Below are 24,243 nucleotides of genomic sequence, written 5' to 3'. Positions count from 1 at the left end.
GATGCGGTGCAGCGAGGGGAGCCGACATGGCCCTGCTAGTATAGCCGGCGCGACCGCCGGAGGGTTTGCGTGCCGTGATCAGGCTGTTTCCGCTGCGCCTCGTCGCCAGCCGCATGCTCGCGCCGAGCGTGCGGCATCTGGCGTTCGAGCGTGCCGACGGCGAGGCGACGGCCTTCGTGCCGGGCCAGTTCATCCAGTTCCACTTCGACTACGCCGACGGCACGCCGACCAAGCGCAGCTACTCGATCGCGACGCGCCGCGACGATCCGGCCACGGCCGGTCTGATCGAGATCGCGGTGTCCTACGTCGCCGGCGGCGCGGCTACCGAACGACTCGCCGCGCTGCGCGAAGGCGAGAGGATCGACGCCAGCGGGCCGTACGGCCGCTTCTGCCTGCACGACGCCGACCGCAACGCGCGCTATCTGCTGGTCGCGACCGGCACCGGCGTGACGCCGTACCGGGCGATGCTGCCGGATCTGGCCCGCCACATCGCCGGCCGGCCGTGCGAGGTCGCCCTGATCTACGGCGCGCGCAGCGAGGCCGAATTGCTCTATGCCGGAGAATTCGAGGCGTTCGCGGCGCGCACGCCCGGGTTCGGCTTCCATCCATGCTTCAGCCGGGTGCCGCGCCACCCGGCACGGCCGGGCGACCGCACCGGGCGCGTCCAGGCCGCGCTGACCGAGCTGGCGCCCGATCCGTTGCGCGACATCGCCTACCTGTGCGGCAATCCGGACATGGTCGACGAGAGCTTCGCGCTGCTGCAGCAGGCGGGCCTGCCGGTGCGGCAGATCCGTCGCGAGAAGTACCTGTCCTCGCGCTAGCGAAACCTCCTCGACGCGTTCGCATCAGGGCGAGCGTCGGGCGCCTGCCCGGTCGCCGCCGCCGCGACCGGTGGCGTCCCACATGCCGCCCGAATCCACGGATCCTGCCTCGAGCGGCTGGCGCATCGCCGCGCCGGCGTCGCGATAGCCGGGCGATCGAGCCGTCGCCTGGACCGCCATGCACTGGGCGCGTCGCGGACGCGAAGCATCGGCGCGCCGCGATCGGACCGCTCGCCGAGTGGTCCGCTCAATACGTGACCGTCACCACGATCGTGTCGGTGTAGGTGCCGGCAGTGCGCGGTGCCTGCGCCGGGACGCGTCCGTAGACCGTCAGGCTCTGCGTGGCGCCCGTGCCGGTGCCGGTCACGGTGTCGGTGTTCAGCGTCGTGCCCCAGCGCTGCGTGCGGCCGAGGTCGCGATAGAGCTCGTAGTCGATCAGGCCGCCGGGGCCGGTCATGCGGCGTACACTGCCGGCCGCGTTCTGCCCGGCGCCGAGGCCCACCTGCCACGGCGCGCGGTAGGTGCAGCGCAGGCTGACCGTGGAGGTCGCGTCCTGGGCCACGCGCAGCAGGCCGCTGACCGCGCCGAAATCCTGCGTCGTCGCGCTGACCGTGCAGGCCGGCGCGACGCTGGCGCTCGCGGTGAACGCGAAGCTGCCGTTGCTGGCGGTGCCGCAGTCGGACGGATACGTGCCGAGGCTCAGCAGCGCCTCGTTGTAGCGGAACGACAGGCGCGTGTGGATGCCACCGAAGCTGTTGGCGTACGCGCCGATGCCCAGGCCGGTCTGCCCGGCCGGTACGCGCCCGTAGACCGTCGCCGATCCGCTCTGCGTGGTGCCGACGCCCAGGATCGTGAACTGCAGATCGCGCTGCAGCGGCGGCGTGCCGGGCGTGTCGACCGAACCCCATACCTGGCTGCGCGCGGCATCGCGGTAGATCTGGAACGTCATCGCGTCGCCGCTGGCGCTGGTCATCTGGCGCGGCTGTACGCTGCTGCCCTGCATGCCGGTTCCGATGCTCAGGCAGAGCCGGGCATAGACGCCGTACAGATTGCCGAGCAGGCCGCTGCTGTAGGTGCACTGATAGTGGATCGTCGCGGTGGTGTCGACCAGTCCGCCGAGCGGATCGACCGGACCGAAGCTGAGGTTCGTCATCGTCGCGCTGCAGGTCGTCACGGCGTGTGCCGCAACGGGCGGCAGAACGGCCAGTGCGAGCAGGCAGGCCCGCGCGGAAAGGCGCCTCAGCGGCATGTCAGCGGCTCCGCGATCGATGACGCCGGCGGCGCGGGGCGCGCGACGCGGACGCGGCAGGGGCCGCTCGGAAGATCGATCTCGAGCAGCGCATCGGCCTCGACCCGCTCCAGATAGACCTGCCCGTCGTAGCCGACCACGCCGTCCGCGCGGCCCTGGCGGCGGATCCGGCTGCCGGCCGGCAGCGGCCGGCCGGCGGCGTCGACCAGGGACAGCGACAGGCTGTGCAGGCTTTCCAGCGCGAAATGCACGTGCGTGCCGGTACCGCGCATCGGCACGACGCTGCGCTCGATATCGTCAATGCGCACGTCGGCCGGCAGGTTCAATGGCGAGATGCCGACGCGATTGCGCTGATACGCATTGAGCGGCGTCACCAGCAGCACGCCGTCCTCATCGGTACGGCCGATCGGCCGGTTCTCGAGCAGGACCGGGACGTCGGCCATGCCGGCGATCGAGACGACCGCGAACGCATCGTCGACGCGCCGCGTCGCGAACGTGTGGCCGGCGATCCATACCAGCGCGCCGCCCATCCCGGCGTAGGCGTAGCGCGTGTCGCCCAGTGCCTGCACGCCGCCCAGCAGCTGTGCCCACGGCCCGCGCCAGCCGACCTCGGCGATGCCGCCGCCGGACTCGCCACCGCGCGCCTGGACGCGCCAGCCGACGCCGCCGTCGCCCGGGATCGGCCGCGTCGCGTCGACGCTGAGCGTGTCGGCGCCGCGCTCGTGCTGCAACGAGGTGCCCAGCTGCGCACGGCCCAGACTCATCGTGACACCGACGAAGACACTGCGATCGGCCGCGTCGTCGAGGTTGCGGTTGAGATTGAGGTTCAGCGCCGCAGTGCCGGCGATCGAGCGCGACCAGGACAGGCTCGCGTAGCGTGACGCGGACTCGTCCGGATAGCGCAGATGCGCGTATACGAGGCCGAAGTTGCCGCCGGCGCCGGCGTCGAGGCCGAGCAGCGCGCGTGCGCTGGTGCGCGGCGGCGGCCGCCCGAACGCGCTGGCGACGTCGCGGTAGGCGCCGTCGGTGACGGTGCCCTGCACGCCGAACTGGAAGCGCCGTTCGCGCAGCACGTAGCCGAGGCTGGTCAGCGATCCGGCGCGCCCCTGGTGCCGGCTGTGCGCCTGTGACGCCGACAGCACGCCGGCCATGCCGAGCAGCAGGTTGAAGCCGCCGCCGGCGACCGTGGTGCCCTCGCGCGTCTCGGCGTGGGCCTCGACGGTCACGCGGTCGGTCAGGCCGTAGCGGTACAGGCCGCTGGCCATCGGGTCGCCGGCGTAGTCGAACGAGGTCTGGCCGCGGTCGCGGCGCACGAAGCCGGCCTCGATCGAGAAGTCGCTCAGTCCGCGCTGCAGCAGCAGCGGCGTCGCGTAGAACGGGAAGTCGAACGTCGTGACGCGCCCGAGCGCATCGGTCAGCACGATCTGGGCGATTCCGGCGCCGGACACCGTCGGCGCGGCATTGAGCTGGAACGGACCGGCCGTCAGCTGGCCGCCGTACTGGCGCATGCCATCGACATAGAGCTCGACCGCCGACGGCGCGGCCGCCTCGCCGTAGAACGACGGCAGCGGCATCGTCAGCCGGTACGGCTGCAGGCTGAAGTCGCGCGTGAGCTGGATGCCGCCGATGTAGGTCGGCCGCGCCCAGTCCGGTCCGCGCGTCAGCGTGTCGCCGACATGGATCGCCAGCATGCGCTCGGGCAGGGCCTTGGACCAGACCGAATCGAGCCGCACGGCCGCGTGGCGCCAGTGCCGGTCCGGATCCGAGCCCTGCACGAGACCCGAATGACTCCAGATGCCGCCGGCCGAGAACGCGCGCAGTTCGCCGTAGCCGCTGAGCGTGCGCATGCCGCCGTGTGCGGCCGAGGCGTACAGATCGTAGTTCAGCAACAGGCCGGGCGAGGCGGTCGCCGTCGGGACCGCCTCGGTCGGTGCGCCGAGCACGGCCGGCGCGAGGTCGAGCAGGCGCACCGGCACGTCCAGCGCGACGCGCTGGCGCAAGGCGTCGTAGTCGACCGTCACGCCGGGCAGGCCGCCGAGGTCGACCCAGGCCGTATCCGGACCGGCCTCGGTACGAAAACGCAGGCCGCGCAGGGTCTGCGCATCGGCCCATAGATGGCCTTCGCGCAGTTCGAACGCCACCAGGCCGGGCTGGACGGTGCCATTGAGGACGACCTCCAGATACAGCGTGGCCGCCGGCGCGGTCCCGGATGCACCAGCGCCGCTTCCCGCGGCGATCAGCGCGACGAGCAGGCTAGCGACCGTCCACGATCGCGATCGGCCGATCCAGTGGCTCACCGTTGATCCTTGCGTGCAATCGCGCGTCCGCCGGCAGCGGACGACCGGGCGGCAGCGGCCAGCGCATCTGCGCGCCGGCCAGCACGTAGCCGAGCAGACCATCGCTCAGCACGGTGCGCTGGCCGGCCGCATCGACGATCGCGACCTCGCTGAGCTGCGCGCGCGCGCTGCCGGTGTTGACGGCTTCGAGCGCGGGCGGCTCGGCGCGCAGGCGCCATTCGAGCCGCGGCGCCGGCTGCGGATCGTCCGCTGCGATGAAGACCGGCACCGAGTAGCGCATCAGGAACTGCACGCCGCCTTGGCCGCGCCGGTCCTGTCCGGGCAGTTCGTCGACCAGCAGCCGGAAGCTGCGCTCGCGCGCGTCCGGCGTCGCCTCGGAGGTACGCACGATGCGCACCAGCTGGCGCGCGCCGGCGGCCACCTCCAGCAGCGGCGGACTGGCCACCAGATCGCGCGTGGTGTCGAGCCGATCCTCGTGATCGGTCTGCGTCCATTCGACGACGCGCACCTGCGCATGCAGCGCGTCACTGCCGGTATTGGCGAGCCAGAGCACCGCGCTGGCATCCTTGCGCGCGATCTCGAGCATGATCGGTGTGACCTGGAGACCGGCGGCCGAAGCCGCCGGTCCGAGACCCAGGGCGAGGACGGCCAGCCAGGGGCGGAGGCGCAGCATGACGTGCGCTCCGGGCCGTCAGTAGGTCACGGTAACGCCGATCGTGTCGGCGTAGCTGCCGGCTTGGGCGTTCGCGCTCGCGACGAGGCCATGGACGCTGGTGATCTGCGCTGCGCCGGTGCCGACCGCCGCCAGCGTATCGGTACCGATCGTCTGTCCCCAGGGCGTGGTGTGGCCCGGATCCTGGTACAGCTGGTAGGCGACGTAGTGCGAGGCGCCGTCGCTCATGCGCCGCGTGGCGATATCCCCGGCCGTTCCCGGATGCAGCCCGGCATCGAGACCGATCGTATACGCCGAGCCCGGCGTACAGGTCACGCTGATCGTCGAGGTGCCGCTGATCGCGGTGGCCAGCGACGAATGCGCGCCGAAGTCCAGATCGGTCGGCGCGGTCGTCGTGACGTCGCAGGCCTTCTGTATGGTGATGCGCACCTCGAACGAGCTGGTGACCGTATCGGCCTGCGCGGGTGCGGTGAAGGCGGCCGTCAGACCGATAATCGCGGCAAGCGGGGCAATCCTGAACATGTTCACGTTAATCTCCTGATTAAAAGGTGGAAGAAACTTCCATTCCGGCATTACGCATAAGACATGCCAATGGAAAATGCGAAACAGTCGACGGACGAATCTGAACGGACGCGCCGTTTCATTTTTTTCGCGGCGGGTTATTACACGCGCTGTCAATCGTTCAGCCGAAAATCGTCATGTAAAGGACGCTTGACAGGTGCGATCTCGCCGCCGTAGGCTTGTGTCAAGCTCACTTGACAGGTGTTTCGATGCACGCCCTAGAAAGACGCTACGGCCGCGAGATGGCCCTGGCCGCGGTGCTGTACGTGGCGGCGATGCTGACCGCCTGGCCGCTCGCGCTGCGCACCGATGCGGCGAGCCTGCGCGCCGTGCTGGCGCTGCTGCCGGTGCTGCCGGCGGCCCTGATGCTGCGTGCGATCTACCGGCACGTGCGCGACAGCGACGAGCTGCAGCGCCGCCTGCATCTGGAGGCGCTGGCAATCTCGGCCAGTGCAGTCAGCCTGGTCAGCATGGCATTGGGCTTTCTCGCGGCGGCCAAGGTCATCGTGCTCGGCGGCGACGTGCTGCTGTGGGTGTTTCCGGTTCTGGCCGGCGTCTTCGGCGTGGTGCGGTGCTGGATCCAGTGGCGCTATCGCTGCTCATGATCAACCGCGTCCGCGAGCTGCGCACGGCCCGCGACTGGTCGCAGGGCGAACTGGCCGAACGCCTCGGCGTCTCGCGCCAGACCGTCAATGCGATCGAGACCGGCAAATACGATCCGAGCCTTCCGCTCGCGTTCGCGATCGCGCGCCTGTTCGCCATGACGATCGAATCGATCTTCGACCCGGACGCCAGGGCGTCGTGAGGAAAGGCATAGGACAGATGCGGATCAGCCATCGACAATGGACGCGCTATCTCGCCGACGTCGGCCTGCCGATGCTCGCTTATCTGCTCTCGGTGCTGGGCTCGGCCCTGTTCGCGCAGCGCATGCCGCCCGGTCCCTGGCGGATGCTGGTGGCCGCGCTGCCGGTGCCGGCGATCGCCTGGCTGGCCTATGCCGAATGGAAGCGCCTGCGCCGCCGCGACGAGCTGCGCCAGCGCATCGAGCTGGAGGCGATGACGATCGGCTTCGGCGTCTCGTTCGCCGTCGTCGTCGCGCTGGTCTTTCTCGACCTGCACGGCGGCGTGAACATTCCGCTGCATGTTGCGGCGTTCGTCATGGCCGCGTGCTGGATCGGCGCGCAAATCTGGGTCAGGGCGCGCTATCGCTACGGATGGCTGCAATCGGATCGCGACGAACCGTCGTGACCGACGCGTCGCCGGGATTACCGGTCCGTCGGGTACCGGCCGGGCGCGTCCGACATTCGCTCCACATCGTAAGGAAGTAGAGGCTGACATGAAGAAGAATCTGCGCATCGCGGTGGCGGTGCTGGTCGCCCTCGGGGTGATCGCCTACGGCCGGTTCCGCGACCGGCCCGATCCGAGCGAGGCGCCGCCGAGCACGACCGGACGCTTCGCCGTGCCGGCCGGCACGGCCGGCTTTCGCCTCGGCACGCTCGAGTTCAGCGCCTGCGAGCTGCCGCAGAAGCGCAGCGCCGCGACCACGGCCGCGTTCTGCGCGCCGTTCGAGGTGCCCGAGAACTGGGACGCGCCGGACGGACGCAAGATCCGACTGAATCTGGCGCTGCTCAAGAGCGCCCAGGCCGCCGACGACGACTTCATCGTGTTCCTCGCCGGCGGTCCCGGTCAGGCCGCGATCGAGACCTGGCCGCAGATCGCCGCCGCGTTCGAACCGGCGCGCAAACGCCGTCACGTGCTGCTGCTCGACCAGCGCGGCACCGGCGGCTCCAACGCGCTGACCTGTCCGGACGGCGACGAAGCCGACGTGGCCACACTCGACCTGACTCGCATCGAACAGGCGACGCGCCGCTGCCTGGAGGCGGTCAGCGAGCGTGCCGATCCGCGCTACTACACGACCACCGTCGCCGCGCGCGATCTGGAGGCACTGCGCCAGGCGCTCGGCGGACCGAAGCTCGATCTGGTCGGCGTCTCGTACGGCACGCGGATGGCGCAGCAGTATCTGAAACGCTATCCGGAGGGCGTGCGCAGTGTCGTGCTCGACAGCCCGGTGCCGAACGCGCTGACGCTCGGCGGCGAGTTCGCACGCAATCTGGAGGACTCGCTGCAGGCCCAGCTCGGACGCTGCAATCTCGATCCGGCCTGCACGAAAGCCTACGGCGACCCCTACGCGAACCTGCTGCGCCTGCGCGACGCGCTGCGCGCCGAGCCGCGCGAGGTGCGCTACCCCGATCCGGTCAGCTTCGAGACCGTCGAGCGGCGCCTGGACGAGATCACGCTGGCCGGACTGGTCCGCATGTTCGCGTATGCGCCCGAGACCGCGTCGCTGATCCCGCTGTCGGTCGGCCGCGCGCTCGACGGCCAGTACGCGCCGCTGATGGGCCAGGTCAAGATCATGACCGACTCGCTGTCCGAACTGGCCGGCAACGGCATGCAGCTGTCGGTGATCTGCGCCGAGGATGCCGACCGCATCGTGCCCGATCCGGCCGATTCGGGCCGCCTGCTCGGCTCGATGATGACCGACCTGATCAGGACCCAGTGCGCGATCTGGCCGCGCGGCGAGCGTCCCGCCGACTTCAACGAACCGGCCTCGGGCGACACGCCGGTGCTGATCCTGGCCGGCGAGTTCGATCCGGTCACGCCGCCGCGCTACGGCGAGCAGATCGCCGAGCACCTCGGCCGTGCGCGCCTGATCGTCGCCAAGGGCCAGGGCCATTCGGTCATGGGCCGCGGCTGCCTGCCCAAGCTGGTCGGCCAGTTCATGGACCGCCTCGACCCGGCCGGCCTCGACGCGAGCTGTGCCGACGCGTTCGGGCCGACTCCCCTCTTCATCGACTTCAACGGAGCCGCCCCATGATCGAGCTGAAGGACCTCCACAAGGCGTTCGGTCAGGTCAAGGCCGTCGACGGCGTCTCGTTCATCGCGCGCGACGGCGAGATCACCGGCCTGCTCGGCCCCAACGGCGCCGGCAAGACCACCACGCTGCGCATGCTCTATACGCTGATGAAGCCCGACAGCGGTCAGGTGCTGGTCGACGGCATCGACGCGGCGGTCGACCCGGCCGCGGTACGGCGGCGCCTGGGCGTGCTGCCCGACGCGCGCGGTCTGTACAAGCGGCTGACCTCGCGCGAGAACATCGACTACTTCGGCCGCCTGCACGGCATGGACGAGGCGGCGATCGCCGAACGGCGCGAGGCGCTGATCAAGGCGCTGGAAATGGCCGACATCGCCGACCGCCGCACCGAGGGCTTCTCGCAGGGTCAGCGCGTCAAGACCGCGATCGCCCGCGCGCTGATCCACGATCCGAAGAACTGCATCCTCGACGAGCCGACCAATGGCCTGGACGTCATGGCCACGCGCGCGATGCGCGATTTCCTGCGCCACCTGCGCGACGAGGGCCGCTGCGTGCTGTTCTCGAGCCACATCATGCAGGAGGTCGGTGCGCTGTGCGACCGCATCGTCGTGATCGCACGCGGCCGTGTCGTCGCCGACGCTTCGCCGGAGGCGCTGCGCGCGCAGGCCGGCACCCACAATCTCGAAGATGCCTTCGTCAAGGTCATCGGTTCCGCAGAGGGGCTCGCCGCATGAAATCCATCCTGACCGTCTTCCTCAAGGAAGTGCGCGAGAACCTGCGCGACCGCCGCACCGTGCTCAACACGCTGCTGACCGGCCCGCTGATGGCGCCGCTGATGTTCGTGCTGATCATCAACGCGGTGATCTCTCGCGAGCTCGACAAGGCCGAGAAGCCGCTGCCGGTGCCGGTCATCGGCGCCGAGCACGCGCCGAACCTGATCGAGGCGCTCAAGCAGCAGGGCGCGCAGATCAAGGACGCGCCGGCCGATCCGGAGCGCGCCGTGCGCGAGCAGGACGCCGATCTGGTGCTGAAGATTCCGGCCAGCTACGCCGAGGCCTGGCGCAAGGGCGAGCCGGCCCAGGTCGAGCTGATCTTCGACCAGTCCCAGCGCGACGCCAGCGGCTCGGTCGCGCGGCTGCGCGGCATGCTCGAAAGCTACGGGCAGCGCACCGCGACGATGCGCGTGGTCGCGCGCGGTTTGTCGCCGACGCTGATGAAGCCGGTCGTCGTCGCCTCGCGCGACCAGTCCACCGCGCAGGCGCGCGGCGGCATGATGTTCGCGATGCTGCCGTACTTCTTCATCCTCGGCGCGTTCATCGGCGGCATGGCGCTGGCGATCGACACCACCGCCGGCGAGCGCGAGCGGCAGTCGCTCGAGCCGCTGTTCGCCAATCCGGTGCCGCGTTCGCAGATCCTGCTCGGCAAGCTCGGCGCGACGACCAGCTTCGCGTTCACGACGCTGGTGCTGAGCATCCTCGCGTTCTCGGTCGCCGCGCTGTTCCTGCCGACCGGCAAGCTCGGCATGAGCCTGCAGATCGGTCCGCGCTTCGCGCTGCTGACGCTGATCGTGATGCTGCCACTGGTGTTCCTGCTGGCGTCGCTGCAGACGCTGGCGGCGGCGTTCGCGAAGAGCTACCGCGAGGCGCAGACCTATCTGTCGCTGCTGATGTTCGTGCCGATCATCCCGACGCTGATGATGTCGCTGTTCCCGTTCAAGACGCAGACCTGGATGTACGCGGTGCCGCTGGTCGGCCAGCAGGTCACGATCACGCGCCTGATGCGCGGCGATCCGGTGGCGATGAGCGAGATCGCGCTGTGCTTCGTCGCGACGGCGGCGGTGGCGATCCTGGCCTATCTGGTGACGGCTCGGGTCTACCGCAGCGAGCGGCTCGCGATCTCAGCCTGAGACGGTCCGGCGGCCGGCGTACGCTTCGCGCCGCCGGCTGCCATCGCGGCAGGGCTCGGCTACACTGGCGCGCCCTGCGGCCCGCCTCCCTCCGATGTCCCTGCCCGATCCCGCCGCGCTCGAAGCGCAGGCCCTTGCCAAGACCTGGTTCTACCCGTTTCGCCTGCCATCCGGCCGCGTCACGCCCACCTACGGCCAGGGCGAGCTCGACGCGGTCCATCACACGCGCACGCAGATGCTCGGCGATCTGCTCGCACGCGAGTTCCCGGGCGATCGCGGCGGCTCGTCCGCGGTCGACCTCGCCTGCCACCAGGGCTGGTTCTCGGCCCAGCTCGCGCAGAGCGGCTTCGGCCGTGTCGTCGGTATCGACGCGCGCCCCGAGCACGTCGCCGATGCGAGCCTGATCCGCGACGCGCTCGGCCTGTCGCAGATCGAACTGCACCTGTCCGACGTCCATGCGCTGAACGCCGCCGAGCTCGGCGTGCACGATCTGGTGCTGTGCTTCGGCCTGATCTATCACCTGGAGAATCCGGTCGGCGCGCTGCGCGTCGCCCGTGCGCTGACGCGGCGCCTGTGCGTGATCGAGACCCAGGTCGTGCCGGGGCTGACCGGCTGGGTCGACTACGGCAGCTACCGCTTCGTGCGTCCGCTCAAGGGCAGCTTCGGCATCATCGACGAGACCGGCGAGACGCACGGACCGGAAGCCTCGACCACCGGCATCTGCCTGGTGCCGAGCGTCGAGGCGCTGTGCTGGATCCTCGAGCGCATCGGCTTCAGCCGCGTCGAGGTGCTGCCGGTACCCGCGGACGGCTACGAGCAGCTGGTCCACCGCAAGCGCGTGATGGTCGCGGCCTGGGTCTGACCGCTCGCATCTGTGGTCCTGGCCGCGCCGCGGCCAGCCGGACGATCGGCGGCCGCGCGCTCAGGCCGGCTTGCGCCCGCACACCACGTACTGCGCGCCGATCGGCAGCCGTCCGAGCAGACCATCGACGCGGCGCGCCCACGGGGCATCGATCGGCACGAAGAACAGATACTGCCTGAGCACCGGCTCGAAGCCCGCCTCGCGCATCAGCGCGAGCACGCGCCGGGCACGCAGCAGGACGGCGTCGTGATCGAACGGGCAGCGGCAGACCACGATGCGAGTCATCGGATTGAGCGGATTGTGCTCATAGACCGCGAACAGGCCGCCGGGCCGCGTCACGCGCCAGGCGTCGGCGACGAAGTGAGGCCACTGCGGCGGCGGCACGTGGTGCATCACGCAGGCGGTCGAGCAGAAGTCGAACGTGTTCTCGTCGTACGGCAGCCGGTGTCCGTCGTAGACGCGGTAGTCGATCGCCGGATTGAGCTGGCGCGCGGTCGCGATCGCATCGGACGAGATGTCGGCCCCGCGCAGCCGGCCCACGCGCGTGCGCAGGAACGGATGCAGATTGCCGATGCCGCAGCCGATGTCGAGGCAGTCGGCAGCCTTCGCGCCGCCCCGATGCAGGCGCTCGAGCACCTCGACGATGCTGTCGGCCTTGCCGCGCGTGAACAGATCCATCTCGAGCCCGGTGAATGCCAGCGCGCGCTCGATGTCCTGCTTGTACTCGTCCGGATAGGCGTCGGTCGCCCAGCGGTTGTCGGGGGTGTCGCTCATGGCGTCTCCAGCGGCAGCGTGATCGTGTCGGCGCCCTTGTCGGCGAACCAGGCGATGCCTTCCTGCACCAGGTCGACGGTCATCCGATACGACCCGTGAGGGGCTTCGGGCAGATGCACCAGCAGCACGCGCTCTTCGCCCGCCGTCAGCGCGCAGTCGAGTGGCGCGTGCAGCCAGTCGTAGGACACCATCGCGCCCTGCGCGTCGTGCAGGTGCACGCCGATCGTCACCGGATGGGCGCCTGCGGAGGCGATCGTTCGCGCGGTGTCGTTGCGAATGCGCACTCGCAGGCCGGTGACGCCGGGCCGGGTCTCGAACGGCTCGGCCGATAGAATCCGCAACCGGTCGAATTCCTGCTCGGTCAGGGGCGTATCGATCGTCACGACCGCCTCGGCACACGACAGGTCTGCGGCGATGTTGCGCGGATAGATCTGGATGCGGTAGTCCGATTCTTCGATCACGGCCTCCGGCGGACCGAACCTCGCCTCCAGATGCGCCCGCTGCGCCGGCGTGGCTTCCGCGGACCTCATCGCCAGGAAGGTCCTGCCGCGATGAGCCGAAGGCGCATACCAGTGCCGATCGACCATGGCCGGATGTGGGCGAACCGTCTGCGAATACATCTCGACTGGATGAACGCGGACCGCGCCTTCGGACAGCACCGTCGTCGCGCCCGCGTTCCACCAGGTCGCGTAGCCCCAAGTCAGGCCTTCGCGCTGGAGGATGCGGCTGAGGTGCATCGTCATCGACGTGCGCGTCATCCAGAACGTCTCGCCGAACGGGATCATGCGGTGCACGGCGCTCACGGCGAGCATGACGCAGCCGGCTGCCAGCAAGCCGGTCGTTAAGCGCGACGCGTTCCTGAGCCAGCGCTCGATCGTCCAGGCGCACAGCAGCAACAGGATGAAATAGGCAACACTGAAATAGCGAAGACTGATGCTCGAATCCTGCGCCAGCGGCTCGAACGCCAGGAACAGCGCCAGCACCGGCAACAGCGCGGCGAGGAACGCAAAGAACAGCGCGCGGCAGACCGGATCGTGCTGCCGGCGCAGGTCACGCAGCTCGACGACGGCGACTGCGGTGATCGCGACGGCCAGGCTCGTACGGAACGTGCGCATGAAAGGTTCCCAGGGCTTCTGGTTGACGCCGTAGGACGAGCCGCCCAGGTAGTCGAACCAGCCGTTCGCGAATATCCGCACATGGTCGGCGAAGCCCGGCCAATCAGTCAGCCGCAACTGGGATACCGAATGCCGCGTGGCGACGATCTCGGCATTCATCAGCAGCCGATAGACCACAAAAGCGACCATCCAGGCCGCGATCAGGACGATGGGCGCAGTCGCGAACGGCAGCAGTCGCATCAACGCGGAACGAAGCCCACCGGGCGGCGCCGCCGTGGACCAAGCCAAGGTCCGATCGAACGCGTACAACGGCAGGAGCATCATCACCCCGACGCGACCCGGATTGGCGAACGCCACCGACGCCACCAGAACGAACAGCGCCACGAGCGGCCACTGCGATCGACCGCCATCTGCCGCCGCGCGCGATAGATGATGTCGCGTCAGCAGGGCGGCTCCCGCGATAAATCCGGCAGGCCACCAGAAGTACGTGGTCTGGGCGAACACCATCGCGGTGAAGTAGATCGTGAACCCGGACGCCAGGACCGTCAGCGTGATCGCCACCGCCAGCCAGGAGATTCGGGCGACCCTGAGGAACCAGGCGACGATCCCCAGCAACATCAAGCTGAGCACGACGCTGGCGACCGCATGCACCGCGAAACCGTTCGGCCACCAGGTCAGCAGCGGCGCGATCAGCAGCGCGCCGGACGGCACCATCAGATCGCCGTTGTTGGTCACCCAGCCATGAGGGAACAGCCGGCCCTGCGCGTGCATCGCTTCGGCGAGCAGATTGAGCACGGCGTCGTCGCTGCTGAAATCCGGCTTGAAGAAATGGCCGACGTAGAGAAGCAGAACGCCGGTCGTCGAAAGCAGGATCAGGAAGACCAAACAGCGAAACCACGCATGGATCGATGCGCCGGACGTGCGCTCCCAGCGTACGTCGACCCGACTATTCCATGCGGCAGGCTGTGTGCTCATGTCCTATCCTTCTGGTCGCGTCGTGGAGGGCTCCGATACCCGAGTCTCCGCGACGAGCTCGAACACCATCCGAGCGATGTCACAATGCGGTGTCGCGCTGGATTCGGCTCAGGCCAGCGCCGCTTCCAGTTCCGCGCGCAGATCGGCCAGATCCTCCACGCCAACCGACAGCCGGATCAGGCCGTCGCTGATGCCGAGCCGCTTGCGCTGCGCCGGCGGGATCGAGGCGTGCGTCATGATCGCCGGGTGGTCGACCAGGCTCTCGACGCCGCCGAGCGACTCGGCCAGCGCGAACAGATGACAGCGCTTGAGCATCTTCTGCGCCTTGCGCAGGCCGCCTTTGACCTCGATCGTGACGATGCCGCCGAAGCCGTCCATCTGGCGCCGCGCCAGGCGGTGCTGCGGATGGGACTTGAGGCCCGGATAGATCACGCGTTCGATCGCCGGATGCCGCTCGAGCCACTGCGCGAGCGCCAGCGCATTCTCGCAGTGGGCGCGCATCCGCAGGTGCAGCGTCTTCAGGCCGCGCATCGCCAGGAATGCGTCGAACGGGCCGGCGACCGCACCGACCGAGTTGTGCAGGAACGCCATCTGCTCGGCCAGCGCCGCGTCGTCGCCGGCCACGACGATGCCGCCGACGATGTCGGAGTGTCCGTTCAGATACTTGGTGGCCGAGTGCAGCACGAGGTGCGCGCCGCGTTCGAGCGGACGCTGCAGAATCGGCGAGCAGAACGTGTTGTCGACGACCAGGATCAGCCCGTGCTTGCGCGCGAACGCCGCGACGCGATCGAGATCGACCAGCTTGAGCATCGGATTGGTCGGCGTCTCGGCCCAGATCATCCGCGTGTTGGGCTTGAGCGCGGCGGCCAGCGCGCGCGAATCGGCGAGGTCGACGAAGCTGAAGTCGAGGCCGGCCGAGCGCCGGCGGACCCGCTCGAACAACCGGTAGCTGCCGCCGTACAGATCGTCCATCGCGATGACGTGGCTGCCGCTGTCGAGCAGGTCGAGCACGGTCGCGGCAGCGGCCAGACCGGAGGCAAACGCATAGCCCTGCCGGCCGCTCTCCAGATCGGCCACGCAACGTTCGTAGGCCATGCGGGTCGGGTTCTGCGTGCGCGAGTACTCGTAGCCCTTGTGGACGCCGGGCGCGTCCTGGACGTAGGTGGAGGTCGCATAGATCGGCACCATGATCGCGCCGGTGGACGGATCGGGGCTCTGGCCGGCGTGGATGGCGCGGGTGCCGATGGCGGGGCGTCGGTGGGTCATCGTGAGTCGCGTCCGTTGGCCGCCCGGATGGCGGCGACCGCGCAGTATCGCATCCCCGCGACAGGGACTGAATCGCGCCGGCGCGGCTGCCGGGCCGGTCGGCGGTGCCGTCAGGAGGCGCGTTGCGGACGGCGCGCGGCAGCCACCGGCGCGGCCAGGAGCTGACGCAGGTCGCCGCCGCCGGGCCGCTGGTACAGCTGCAGGCCGAACTCCGGCAGGATCGCGATCAGGTGATCGAAGATGTCCGACTGGATGCCCTCGTAGTCGACCCAGCCGGTCGTCCGCGTGAAGCAGTACAGCTCCAGCGGCACGCCTTCGGACTGCGTCTCGAGCTGGCGCACGATCAGCGTCATGTCCTGATGGATGCCCGGATGCGCACGCAGATAGGCCAGGGCGTAGGCACGAAACGTGCCCAGATTGGTCAGGCGCCTCCGGTTGACCGGCAGCTGCGCCGCCTGGCCCTGGCGCTCGTGCCATTGCGCGAGCTCGGACTGCTTGTGGGTCAGGTACTCGCGCAGCAGCCGGAAGCGCCCCAGGTCCGCGGCCTCCTCGGCCGACAGGAAGCGGACGCTGGCCGCGTCGATCGCGATCGCCCGCTTGATGCGGCGCCCGCCGGCCTCGGACATGCCGCGCCAATTCTTGAACGGATCGCTGATCAGGCGCCAGGTCGGGATCGTGGTGATCGTCAGATCCCAGTTGCGCACCTTGACCGTGTGCAGCGCGACGTCGATGACGTCGCCGTCGGCATGCGCCGAGGGCATCTCGATCCAGTCGCCGACGCGCAGCATGTCGTTGGAACTGATCTGCAGGCCGGCCACGAAGCTGAGCAAGGTGTCCTTGAACACCAGCAGCAGCACCGCCGACAGGGCGCCGATGCCCGACAGCAGCAGCAGCGGCGAGCGATCGAGCAGGGCGGCGACCAGGATGATCGCGCCGACCAGGTAGATCGCCAGCTTCAGCAGCTGCACGTGGCTCTTGATCGAGCGTCCGCTCGCACCGGGCCTGCGTTCGTACAGATCCTGCACCGCCGAGAGAACGCCGCCGGCGGCGAGCATGCCGAACAGGATCGTGCAGGCCAGCGCGACGTTGCGTCCGACCACGGCCACCGCCGGCGGCAGATCGGGGATCAGGCCGATGCCGAGCTGGACGATCACGGTCGGCACCATCTGTGCGACGCGCGTGAACACGCCGCGCTCGATCAGCGCATCGTCCCAGCGCCAGACGGTGCGTGCCGCGATCGCGCGCGCGCCGCGCGTCACCGCGATCCGCGCCAGGCGGCCCGCCAGCCAGGCCGCCAGCAGCAGGGCGCCGAGGCCGGCGGCCGCGCGGGCCTCGGGGATCGTGGTCAGTGACTGGATGATGTCCATCGTCGCCTCCTTCAGCCGTAGAGGATCAGCCCGAGCGTGACCAGCCAGCCGGCGACCGCGAGCAGCAGCCAGCGGTCGCGCAGCACCAGACGGCTCGGATTGCCGCCGGCGCCGCGCCGCAGCGCGAGCCACAGATAGCGCAGCAGACCCAGCGCGACCCAGGGCGTCGACCCGTACAGCGGATGCGAGCCATGGCGCGCGATGACGTCGGCGGACAGCGTGTAGAGCACGTAGGCGCCGAGCGTCGCGATCGCGACGACGATCAGCGCGCGGTTGAGCGATGCGAGCCGGTAGCCGCGGGTCGCGCGCGCGGCCGGATCGACGGCCTGGGCGAGGTCGCCCTGCCGCTTGCCGAGCGCCAGCAGCAGGGCGACGAGAAAGCCGACCACGACGATCCACGGCGTCAGCGGAATGTCCGGGCCGACGCCGCCGCCGACGATGCGCAACAGGAAGCCGCAGGCCAGCACGATCGCGTCGAGGTAGGCGATGCGCTTGAGCGCCAGCGTGTAGGCGACCTGCAGGGCCAGATAGAGCGCGATCACCACGACCAGCGGCCAGCCGTCGATCGCCGCGACCGCCAGGCCGGCCGCGGCGGCGAGGATCGCGAACAGCCGGGCCGGGCGAGGTCCGATCGCGCAGCGCGCGAGCGGGCGCCGGCATTTCTCGGGGTGACGCCGGTCGCGCTCGATGTCGACCAGATCGTTGCCGGCGTACACCGCCGACGAAGCCAAGCAGAACGCCAGGACCGCGATCAGCGCACCGCGCACGGCGACCGGATCGAAGGCCGCATGAGCGAAGATCAGCGGCAGCAGCACGAATCCGTTCTTGATCCACTGCTCGGGCCGCGCCAGCTCGAGCAAGGCGCGCGCGGCCTGCCAGGGGCGAGAGCGGGCGCGCGCGGCGACGCTCATGACGCTTCAGCGCGCAGGCGCGGGCGCGGGCGCCGAGGCGGGTGCCGACGGCGAAGACGGCGCGACGCCGGTCGCCGGCTGACCGATCACGACCGAGGGCGTGCCACTGGCGGTCTTGGCAGCCTGTGCCGCATCGGCGGACGCTTCGGGCGGCGGTGCATGCAGAACGAACGTGCCGAGCGCGTCCTTGCCGGTGGTCGTGTCGTAGGCATAGGCGCGCAGCTTCGCCGGCTCGCCGCCGGCCAGCCGCGGAATCGGCAGGCGGAAGCGCGGCTGATCGGTGCGATAGGTTGCGCTGGTCTGCGTCTTGCCGTCGGCGTCGACCCAGTCGACGACGATCTCGCCGTCGAACCGCTGCATCGGCAGCGAGATCAGCAGGTCGCGGCTCCAGCGATCGTCGCTGCGCGCGATCTGCAGCGGATCGCGCGGCAGCTCCATGACCAGCGCCGGGTCGCCGAGCAGGTTGTACATCTCGACCAGGATCCGGCTGTTGATGCTGTTCTTGGCCTTGACGATGCCCTCGCCGATGGTCTGGCCCGGTTCGAGCATCTCGGTCATCAGCGCCTTGCTGAAGGCCGCCGACGGCGTATTGCGCCACGACGCCGCGAACACCGCGACCGCCCCGCGGTCGGCCTCGCGCAGGAAGCGCTCGCCGATCGAGTCCTCGCTCGGATTGTCGAACGGCGCCGAATAGCAGGTCATCGACAGGATCACCGGCAGGCGGCCGCCGTTGGTCAGGCCCGACACGTCGTCGAGCGTGAACAGGTCGTGGTTCTTGCGCACGTCCGGCGCGCCGGTGCGCCAGATGTAGCGACCGCCGTGACCGATGAAGTGCACCAGCAGCTGTCCTTCGTTGAGGCCGTCGCGGATCGCCGACTGGTGCGCGACGTTGTGCTCCTCTTCCTTGTGCGCGTAGATGCGCGAGGTCGCGAAGCCCAGCTCGTCCAGCTCGTCGGCGAGCTGATCGGACAGCGTGTGGAAGTACGTGCTGTCGTCGGTGATCATCATCGCCTCGCGGCGCCAGCGGCCGATCGGCGGGTCGGTCATGTAGCGGATCGTCTTGTTGACGATCGCGGTGACTTCCTCGGGCTTGACGACCGGGAAGCGGCCGACCGCGAGCACCGGCTTCCATTCCTCCTCGCCCTTGGGCAGCTTCTCGCGGCCGACCGTGACGAAGCCGTTGTCGCTCGCCGACTGGCCCTCCGGCGACGGAAACTGCCAGGTCGGAATCAGATTGCTGTCGGCCAGCTTCTCGGTCCGGTTCGGATTGGCCGTGCTGGCGATGCCGCCGAACTGGTTCGGGTACAGCAGCTCCAGATTGGTCCACTTCGCGTAGCGGCCGTCGTCGTAGGTGTCGTGGCGGATGTCGAAACTCGCCTTGCCGACCAGCAGCAGGAAACGCGGCCGCGGCTCGGGCCATTCGTTCCAGGCGACGTCGACCAGCCGGCGGATCGCCTGCGGATGGCTGATGCCGCCGTTGAACTGATCGTAGGCCTCCTGCGGATCGATCATCGCGACCTTGAGGCCGCGCTGGCGATGGAACTCGGCCAGCGGGCGCACCGCATCCATCAACGTGGCGTGGCTGACGATCAGGTAATCGTAGCCTTCGCCGGGCTTGCGCCAATCGGTCTGGTCGGCCGCCGCGCGCACCGCGACCGGCGCGGCCAGCTGGCCGTCCAGCGCCGGGTACTGGTCGACGCCGGCAGGCGCCGCGGCGAACCGGTAGGCATCGCCGGCCGCGACGCCGGGCCGGCGCACGCCGTCGTCGCCGAACAGCACCGGCGTGCCCTCGCCGGCGAAACGCAGCGTCTGATCGCCGTGCTGGCCGTCGCGGACCGACAGCGCGAACACGCCGGCGTCCAGATCGCCGGCGATCGGATAGCGCAGCTCGGCCCAGTTGAACATCACCACGTCGACGATGTCGTTCTGCGCCTGCCACGGCACCGGCCGTTTCGGAATGCGCATCTCCAGCGTATTGCCGCGGGCCTTGAGCAGGCTCAGCGGCACGGTCAGGTCCTTGCGGACCTCGTCGCGCGAATTCCAGTCCAGCGTCGTCAGCAGCCGGCCGTTGACGCGCAGCTCCACCTGGTGATCGGCCGGCTTGTTGGCCTTCTGGTTCATCGGCGCGAACAGCGAGGACAGGCCGCGGAAGTTCAGCGTCATCGCAACGTCCGGACCGCGCGCGGCGAGGTCCGGAAGATCGAAATCGGCCTTGAACGGATCGGGATCGACGTGGGTCAGCTTGGCCCACTGCCAGACGTCGGGCTCCTGCCACGGCTTCTGCTGCGAAGGATCGAGCCGGATCATCAGATTGTCCTGCTCGAGGTGCAGCGTGCGCTGCAGGCCGGCACTCGCACCGTTCTGCGCTGCCGGTGCCGCGTCGGCGATGCGCCGGTGCGGGCCCGGTGCCGCGCCGAGCAGATAGACGTTGTGGATGCTGTAGGCGTCGTTCCAGCTTTCCGGTCCGTGCAGCTGATGGCCGACCCATTCGATCCGTGCACCGGCACCGAAACGGCCGTCGGCCGCGCCGACGATGCGGATCGGCACCTCGCCGTCGCGGTGCATCAGCACCAGATCGTCGGCGGCGCAGTCGGCCAGGCTCGGCTGGGCGGCGACCAGGGCCGCGTGGTCGAGCGCATAGACGCCCGACTGCATGATCTCGATGTGGGCGCGTCCCGAACAGGCCAGAGCGGCGACCGGCGCGGTCAGGCACGAAAGGGCGAGCAGACGGAGACCGAAACGGCGAATGGAACGAATAGGACGCATGAAGACGACCGCTTGGTGCCGCGGGGCGGCAATGGAAACGACTCGCAGCACGCCGGCGCTCGTCCGGAGCGTCGGGTACGCGAAGATGTCCGGCCCGGCAGGACCGTCACGACGGCCGTGAACCCGCTTCGCCGTCCGCGGCCGGTGCGCCCGGCCGACCGCCAAGGCTACCGGCCGTGGCGCGATGCGGCAACCGCCGCACCGCCGTCGCGGCCGGACCGCAGAGGCATGACCGCGCGCCGCGGCCGGGGTTCCGCCGCGCGCGGCGGCGGCTGGACCGGCCCGGGCCTCAGTAGCGCGGGATCGACGGATCGATCTCGCGCGACCAGGCGTCGATGCCGCCGCTGACGTTGTACAGATCGCGGAAGCCGCGTTCGCGGAAGTATTCGGCGGCCTGGCGGCTGGAGTTGCCGTGGTGGCACAGGAACGCGATCGGCGTGCCCTTGTCGAGGCCGAGCAGACGCGCGTGTGAATCGGCGTCGAGTACCTCGGCCGCCGCGAACGGCGCGGCGGCGCGGTCGGCGGCCGGACGCACGTCGATCACCGTGATGTCGCCGGCGGCCAGACGCTCGCGCAGCGCATGCACGTCCAGGTCGCGCACGCCCTTGGGTGCCAGCGGCAGCTGGATCGACAGGCCGCTGCCATGTTCGGTCTCGACCCAGTCGATGCGCGCACCGCGTGCGCGCTGCGCACTGGCGACGTCGAAGCGGACCTCCAGTCCGTTGGCCTCGACCGCGATGTCGGCGCTGCCGGCCTCGCGGAACTGGAACTGCGGCTGGAACCGGCCGTCGATCGCCAGGAACAGCTTGGCGTCGCCGACGTCGGCCATCGCCTCGCGGATCGCCGCGACCGCGCGGTCGGAGATCGCCAGGTCCGGCGGCGAGCGGTCCGGCTCGGGCCGGCCGAACAGGCGGTGCAGCTCGCCGCTGTCGTAGAGGCTCTGGATGATGTCCGACCCGCCGACCAGCTCGCCGTTGACGTAGAGCTGCGGGATCGTCGGCCAGTTGCCGTATTCCTTGATGCCCTGGCGGATCGCCTCGTCCTCGAGCACGTCGACGCCGAGGTAGTCCTCGAGCACCTCGTCGAGCCGCTCGACGGCCGCGGCCGAGAAGCCGCAGCGCGGCGCCTCGCGCGTGCCCTTCATGAAGAGAATGACCGGGTGGGCGGCCAGCAAGGCCTCGATACGGGTGCGGACGGCGGACATCGGCTGAATCCTGGACGGGAGCGGGAGCCGGCGGATGATACGGCAGCGAAGCGTGCGGTCCGGCTTGGTTTGGGACGTATGCTTGGCCCATAATCGTTTCAAGGGGTTAGCGTGCACCCGGTACGGGGTACATGGCCAGGCCCGCCGGCGGTCACCGGGAATGACCGGCGGCCGTGCACGCATCGCGCGGCGCGTCGTCTTCTTGGACCGTCCGGCGAGAGCCTCGCGGGGGCGTTCGTTTCCGGAACACGTATCGCAGTCATATCGAGAGGGAGCCCATGAAACAGCGTCTCGTGTCACCGTTGTCGCGCCTCGCGCTGAGCGGCCTGTTCGCCGCCGCGACGGTCGCCGCCCAGCCCCCCGCCGACGCCCCCGCCACGGGCTCGGCCACGATTCCGCTGACCTACGTCGGCACCAATGCGCGCGTGTCGCTCGGCATCGACGACGAGGGCGACATGCTCGGCGAGGTGCTCGGCATCTTCGGCAAGAAGGACGACTCGGCCTGGGCCGGCCAGCTCTGGCTCGGCGACGGCGGGGCCGGCGGCGTGCAGCTCGGCTACCACTGGCTGTACGGCGCCACGCGCGAGGACGGCGTCGTCGACGGCAAGGGCGTGCTCAAGGTGTTCGCGGCCGGCGACCAGAACCGCTGGAAGGACCGCAAGGTCAGCATCGGCCTCGGCCTCGAGAAGGAACATTTCTTCATCGACGGCTACCTCAGCCATGCGGTCACCGACGAGCGCCTGGTCAATACCACCACCGACGTCGTCGAGAACATCATCCGCGGCAGCGACGGCGACGGCAGCTACTCGCAGGTGGAGACCGTCGAGACGATCACGCGCTTCTTCGACCGGCCCTACGACAACGGCATCGGCGCGCGCTTCGGCCGCTACTTCGAGCAGCCGCTGCTGCGCCTGCGCGGCGGTCTCGACTACGAACGCGGCAAGCACGATTCGGATCAGCAGACCGTTTCGATCGGCCTCGACAAGTATTTCCGCAACAGCGGCTTCAGCCTGTCGCTGGACGGCGAATACCTGCGCAAGGACGGCAAGTTCGAGCGCGACCGCGACGACACGCGCGGCTGGCTGATGCTGCGCTACGCCTTCGGCGGGCAGAGCTTCCGTCCGGTCGAGCCGTTCCGCGAAGTCGAGGTCCAGCGCGAAGTGGTCGACGCGGCGCCGGCCGCCGAGCCGCAGCTGATCCGCAACGAGGTGCGCCTGGACGGCGACGCGTTCTTCGATTTCGACGCCTCGACGCTGCGCCCCGACGCAGTCGCCGCGCTCGACGCGCTGCTGGCCAAGCTCGGCTCGGACCAGCGCGTCAGCCGCATCGCCGTGGTCGGCCACACTGACTCGATCGGCAGCGAGGCCTACAACCAGCGCCTGTCCGAGCGCCGCGCCGCCAGCGCGCGCGACTATCTGGCCGGCCATGGCATCCCGGCCGACCAGATCGATGCGCGCGGCGAGGGCGAACTCAACCCGAGCTTCCCGAACGACACGGCCGAGAACCGGCAGAAGAACCGCCGCGTCGACGTCGAGTTCCTGACGATCGAGGAGACCGTCGTGCCGGCGCCCGCGCCGGAACCGCGCAGCGTCGTCGAATGGGTCCGCGAGCCGGTCAAGGCGTCGCCGGCCTGGATCGATCGGGCGCTGCGCAACCCGGCCGAGCACAAGCGCACCGTCGACGTGTACCACTACGAGGAATCGAGCACGACGACGACGCTCGGCCCGAAGATCTACGATCCGCGGCCGCCGCTCGCGCAGGACGACAGCGCCCAGGTCGCGCAGAACTCGGCCGACAACCGCATCGACGTGCTCGCCAACGATTCGAGCCCGGACGGCCACCCGCTGACGATCACCACGGTGTCGGCACCCGCCCACGGCAGCGCGGCGATCTCGGGCAGCGCGATCAGCTACACGCCGAGCGCCGGCTATCTCGGCGCCGACAGCTTCACCTACACCGTCAGCGACGGCCACGGCGGCGTCGATACGGCGACCGTCAGCATCACGGTCGGCTCGGGCGGCGGCGACGGCGCGCCGATCACGACGACGTTCCGGGTCGGCGCGTTCAAGCGCGGCGAGGTCGTCATCGACGTGCTCTCGCATGTGGTCTCGCCGGGCGGCTATGCGATGACGATCACCGACGTGCAGCACACCGGCCCCGGCCACGGCGAGGTGTCGATCCTGGCCGACAGCCGCGTCCTGTACCGCGCGATCGCCGGCTACGTCGGCCTGGACTGGTTCGACTACACGGTGACCGACTCGCGCGGCATCTCCTCGACCGGCCGCGTCGAGGTCATGGTGACGCAGTTCCCGTGGGAGCCCTGATCGGGCGGCGGCAGCCACATCGACGACACGAAAGCCCGCGGCTCGCGCCGCGGGCTTTTTTCATTTCAGCCCGACGCCCGTACCGCTTTCTCGCCGGACGAGGGCGAAGCGCGCTCCAGCGGATTGGAGTCGGACGCGCCCAAGCTGTGACGGTTTTTTTTTGGTTCATCGCAGAAAACCGTGGACCGTTTGAGGCCCTATCCTGGTGCTTTCTTGGCCAGAGTCGGGGGTCGGACGTGTTCGATCGCAAGACGCTGCAGGCGCTGGGCTGCTGGACCGGCTATCGCCTGGAGCGGGTGG

General features: G+C 69.7%; 20 protein-coding genes. 9 read left to right on the top strand and 11 right to left on the bottom strand.

What is annotated here, in order from left to right:
* The first annotated feature begins 74 nt into the window (after positions 1 to 74).
* Positions 75 to 821 (top strand): FAD-binding oxidoreductase, encoded by a 747-nt coding sequence (locus tag VMR06_RS12715; RefSeq protein ID WP_325376846.1) that lies wholly within the window; start codon positions 75 to 77, stop codon positions 819 to 821.
* A gap of 247 nt (positions 822 to 1,068) precedes the next feature.
* Here VMR06_RS12715 and VMR06_RS12710 read toward each other — a convergent pair whose 3' ends face one another.
* From VMR06_RS12710 to VMR06_RS12695, 4 genes are read right to left on the bottom strand one after another with little or no spacing between them, the layout of a single operon-like run.
* The gene (locus VMR06_RS12710; protein WP_325376845.1) at positions 1,069 to 2,070 is read right to left on the bottom strand and encodes a spore coat U domain-containing protein; all 1,002 of its coding nucleotides are present in this window, start codon (positions 2,068 to 2,070) and stop codon (positions 1,069 to 1,071) included.
* Complete coding sequence (locus VMR06_RS12705; RefSeq protein WP_325376844.1) at positions 2,061 to 4,367, bottom strand: fimbria/pilus outer membrane usher protein; 2,307 nt, start codon at positions 4,365 to 4,367, stop codon at positions 2,061 to 2,063. The genes VMR06_RS12710 and VMR06_RS12705 overlap by 10 nt, the downstream gene beginning before the upstream one ends.
* The gene (locus VMR06_RS12700; protein ID WP_325376843.1) at positions 4,324 to 5,040 is read right to left on the bottom strand and encodes a molecular chaperone; all 717 of its coding nucleotides are present in this window, start codon (positions 5,038 to 5,040) and stop codon (positions 4,324 to 4,326) included. Before VMR06_RS12700 ends, VMR06_RS12705 begins: the two co-directional genes overlap by 44 nt.
* Positions 5,041 to 5,058: 18 nt before the next feature.
* Complete coding sequence (locus tag VMR06_RS12695) at positions 5,059 to 5,562, bottom strand: spore coat U domain-containing protein (RefSeq protein WP_325376923.1); 504 nt, start codon at positions 5,560 to 5,562, stop codon at positions 5,059 to 5,061.
* A 248-nt stretch (positions 5,563 to 5,810) separates the two neighbouring features.
* On the opposite strand from VMR06_RS12695, the gene VMR06_RS12690 reads away from it, so the two are divergent.
* From VMR06_RS12690 to VMR06_RS12660, 7 genes are all read left to right on the top strand, one after another.
* Positions 5,811 to 6,206, top strand: coding sequence for a hypothetical protein (locus VMR06_RS12690; RefSeq protein ID WP_325376842.1), 396 nt, complete (start codon positions 5,811 to 5,813; stop codon positions 6,204 to 6,206).
* Positions 6,203 to 6,406 (top strand): helix-turn-helix transcriptional regulator, encoded by a 204-nt coding sequence (locus VMR06_RS12685; protein WP_325376841.1) that lies wholly within the window; start codon positions 6,203 to 6,205, stop codon positions 6,404 to 6,406. The genes VMR06_RS12690 and VMR06_RS12685 overlap by 4 nt, the downstream gene beginning before the upstream one ends.
* Before the next feature lie 17 nt (positions 6,407 to 6,423).
* Positions 6,424 to 6,849, top strand: a complete 426-nt coding sequence (locus VMR06_RS12680) for a hypothetical protein (RefSeq protein WP_325376840.1) — start codon at positions 6,424 to 6,426, stop codon at positions 6,847 to 6,849.
* Between the two features lie 88 nt (positions 6,850 to 6,937).
* Positions 6,938 to 8,476 carry an alpha/beta hydrolase gene (locus VMR06_RS12675; protein ID WP_325376839.1) on the top strand — a complete coding sequence of 513 codons (1,539 nt, stop codon included), beginning with the start codon at positions 6,938 to 6,940 and terminating at the stop codon, positions 8,474 to 8,476.
* Entirely contained in the window at positions 8,473 to 9,207 is a 735-nt protein-coding gene (locus VMR06_RS12670; RefSeq protein ID WP_325376838.1) for an ATP-binding cassette domain-containing protein, read from the top strand. Before VMR06_RS12675 ends, VMR06_RS12670 begins: the two co-directional genes overlap by 4 nt.
* The gene (locus tag VMR06_RS12665) at positions 9,204 to 10,379 is read left to right on the top strand and encodes an ABC transporter permease (RefSeq protein WP_325376837.1); all 1,176 of its coding nucleotides are present in this window, start codon (positions 9,204 to 9,206) and stop codon (positions 10,377 to 10,379) included. The genes VMR06_RS12670 and VMR06_RS12665 overlap by 4 nt, the downstream gene beginning before the upstream one ends.
* A 94-nt stretch (positions 10,380 to 10,473) precedes the next feature.
* On the top strand, positions 10,474 to 11,241 hold the full coding sequence (locus VMR06_RS12660) for a class I SAM-dependent methyltransferase (protein ID WP_325376836.1): 768 nt from the start codon (positions 10,474 to 10,476) through the stop codon (positions 11,239 to 11,241).
* A 60-nt stretch (positions 11,242 to 11,301) separates the two neighbouring features.
* On the opposite strand, the gene VMR06_RS12655 is transcribed toward VMR06_RS12660, so the two are convergent.
* The 7 genes from VMR06_RS12655 to grxD all read right to left on the bottom strand — a co-directional run bounded on the left by VMR06_RS12655 (position 11,302) and on the right by grxD (position 21,619).
* Positions 11,302 to 12,015, bottom strand: coding sequence for a class I SAM-dependent methyltransferase (locus tag VMR06_RS12655; RefSeq protein ID WP_325376835.1), 714 nt, complete (start codon positions 12,013 to 12,015; stop codon positions 11,302 to 11,304).
* Complete coding sequence (locus VMR06_RS12650; RefSeq protein WP_325376834.1) at positions 12,012 to 14,105, bottom strand: hypothetical protein; 2,094 nt, start codon at positions 14,103 to 14,105, stop codon at positions 12,012 to 12,014. The genes VMR06_RS12655 and VMR06_RS12650 overlap by 4 nt, the downstream gene beginning before the upstream one ends.
* A 108-nt stretch (positions 14,106 to 14,213) precedes the next feature.
* Positions 14,214 to 15,371 carry a PLP-dependent aspartate aminotransferase family protein gene (locus VMR06_RS12645; protein ID WP_325376833.1) on the bottom strand — a complete coding sequence of 386 codons (1,158 nt, stop codon included), beginning with the start codon at positions 15,369 to 15,371 and terminating at the stop codon, positions 14,214 to 14,216.
* A gap of 110 nt (positions 15,372 to 15,481) precedes the next feature.
* On the bottom strand, positions 15,482 to 16,738 hold the full coding sequence (locus VMR06_RS12640) for a mechanosensitive ion channel family protein (protein WP_325376832.1): 1,257 nt from the start codon (positions 16,736 to 16,738) through the stop codon (positions 15,482 to 15,484).
* An 11-nt stretch (positions 16,739 to 16,749) separates the two neighbouring features.
* Complete coding sequence (locus VMR06_RS12635) at positions 16,750 to 17,649, bottom strand: UbiA prenyltransferase family protein (protein ID WP_325376831.1); 900 nt, start codon at positions 17,647 to 17,649, stop codon at positions 16,750 to 16,752.
* Positions 17,650 to 17,655: 6 nt separating this feature from the next.
* Positions 17,656 to 20,415 carry a C25 family cysteine peptidase gene (locus VMR06_RS12630; protein WP_325376830.1) on the bottom strand — a complete coding sequence of 920 codons (2,760 nt, stop codon included), beginning with the start codon at positions 20,413 to 20,415 and terminating at the stop codon, positions 17,656 to 17,658.
* A gap of 289 nt (positions 20,416 to 20,704) precedes the next feature.
* Complete coding sequence (grxD, locus tag VMR06_RS12625) at positions 20,705 to 21,619, bottom strand: Grx4 family monothiol glutaredoxin (protein WP_325376829.1); 915 nt, start codon at positions 21,617 to 21,619, stop codon at positions 20,705 to 20,707.
* 278 nt (positions 21,620 to 21,897) lie between these two features.
* Between grxD and VMR06_RS12620 the strand changes: the two genes are divergently transcribed.
* Positions 21,898 to 23,943: an Ig-like domain-containing protein gene (locus VMR06_RS12620; RefSeq protein ID WP_325376828.1), complete on the top strand. Its 2,046-nt coding sequence runs from the start codon at positions 21,898 to 21,900 to the stop codon at positions 23,941 to 23,943.
* Positions 23,944 to 24,243 lie beyond the last annotated feature (300 nt).

Source organism: Dokdonella sp. (genome assembly GCF_035511235.1).
Lineage (GTDB): Bacteria > Pseudomonadota > Gammaproteobacteria > Xanthomonadales > Rhodanobacteraceae > Dokdonella.
The sequence above is the reverse complement of the archived record's forward strand: the minus strand, read 5'-3'. Positions and strand labels throughout refer to the sequence as shown.

What these genes read in the sequence shown, in the direction of transcription:
- VMR06_RS12680 (WP_325376840.1), top strand. Translation starts at nt 6,424, where the DNA reads ATGCGGATCAGCCATCGACAATGGACGCGCTATCTCGCCGACGTCGGC.
- VMR06_RS12645 (WP_325376833.1), bottom strand. Translation starts at nt 15,371, where the DNA reads ATGACCCACCGACGCCCCGCCATCGGCACCCGCGCCATCCACGCCGGC.
- VMR06_RS12635 (WP_325376831.1), bottom strand. Translation starts at nt 17,649, where the DNA reads ATGAGCGTCGCCGCGCGCGCCCGCTCTCGCCCCTGGCAGGCCGCGCGC.
- VMR06_RS12670 (WP_325376838.1), top strand. Translation starts at nt 8,473, where the DNA reads ATGATCGAGCTGAAGGACCTCCACAAGGCGTTCGGTCAGGTCAAGGCC.
- VMR06_RS12710 (WP_325376845.1), bottom strand. Translation starts at nt 2,070, where the DNA reads ATGCCGCTGAGGCGCCTTTCCGCGCGGGCCTGCCTGCTCGCACTGGCC.
- VMR06_RS12650 (WP_325376834.1), bottom strand. Translation starts at nt 14,105, where the DNA reads ATGAGCACACAGCCTGCCGCATGGAATAGTCGGGTCGACGTACGCTGG.
- VMR06_RS12620 (WP_325376828.1), top strand. Translation starts at nt 21,898, where the DNA reads ATGAAACAGCGTCTCGTGTCACCGTTGTCGCGCCTCGCGCTGAGCGGC.
- VMR06_RS12690 (WP_325376842.1), top strand. Translation starts at nt 5,811, where the DNA reads ATGCACGCCCTAGAAAGACGCTACGGCCGCGAGATGGCCCTGGCCGCG.
- VMR06_RS12655 (WP_325376835.1), bottom strand. Translation starts at nt 12,015, where the DNA reads ATGAGCGACACCCCCGACAACCGCTGGGCGACCGACGCCTATCCGGAC.
- VMR06_RS12675 (WP_325376839.1), top strand. Translation starts at nt 6,938, where the DNA reads ATGAAGAAGAATCTGCGCATCGCGGTGGCGGTGCTGGTCGCCCTCGGG.
- VMR06_RS12660 (WP_325376836.1), top strand. Translation starts at nt 10,474, where the DNA reads ATGTCCCTGCCCGATCCCGCCGCGCTCGAAGCGCAGGCCCTTGCCAAG.
- VMR06_RS12640 (WP_325376832.1), bottom strand. Translation starts at nt 16,738, where the DNA reads ATGGACATCATCCAGTCACTGACCACGATCCCCGAGGCCCGCGCGGCC.
- VMR06_RS12665 (WP_325376837.1), top strand. Translation starts at nt 9,204, where the DNA reads ATGAAATCCATCCTGACCGTCTTCCTCAAGGAAGTGCGCGAGAACCTG.
- grxD (WP_325376829.1), bottom strand. Translation starts at nt 21,619, where the DNA reads ATGTCCGCCGTCCGCACCCGTATCGAGGCCTTGCTGGCCGCCCACCCG.
- VMR06_RS12695 (WP_325376923.1), bottom strand. Translation starts at nt 5,562, where the DNA reads ATGTTCAGGATTGCCCCGCTTGCCGCGATTATCGGTCTGACGGCCGCC.
- VMR06_RS12700 (WP_325376843.1), bottom strand. Translation starts at nt 5,040, where the DNA reads ATGCTGCGCCTCCGCCCCTGGCTGGCCGTCCTCGCCCTGGGTCTCGGA.
- VMR06_RS12685 (WP_325376841.1), top strand. Translation starts at nt 6,203, where the DNA reads ATGATCAACCGCGTCCGCGAGCTGCGCACGGCCCGCGACTGGTCGCAG.
- VMR06_RS12630 (WP_325376830.1), bottom strand. Translation starts at nt 20,415, where the DNA reads ATGCGTCCTATTCGTTCCATTCGCCGTTTCGGTCTCCGTCTGCTCGCC.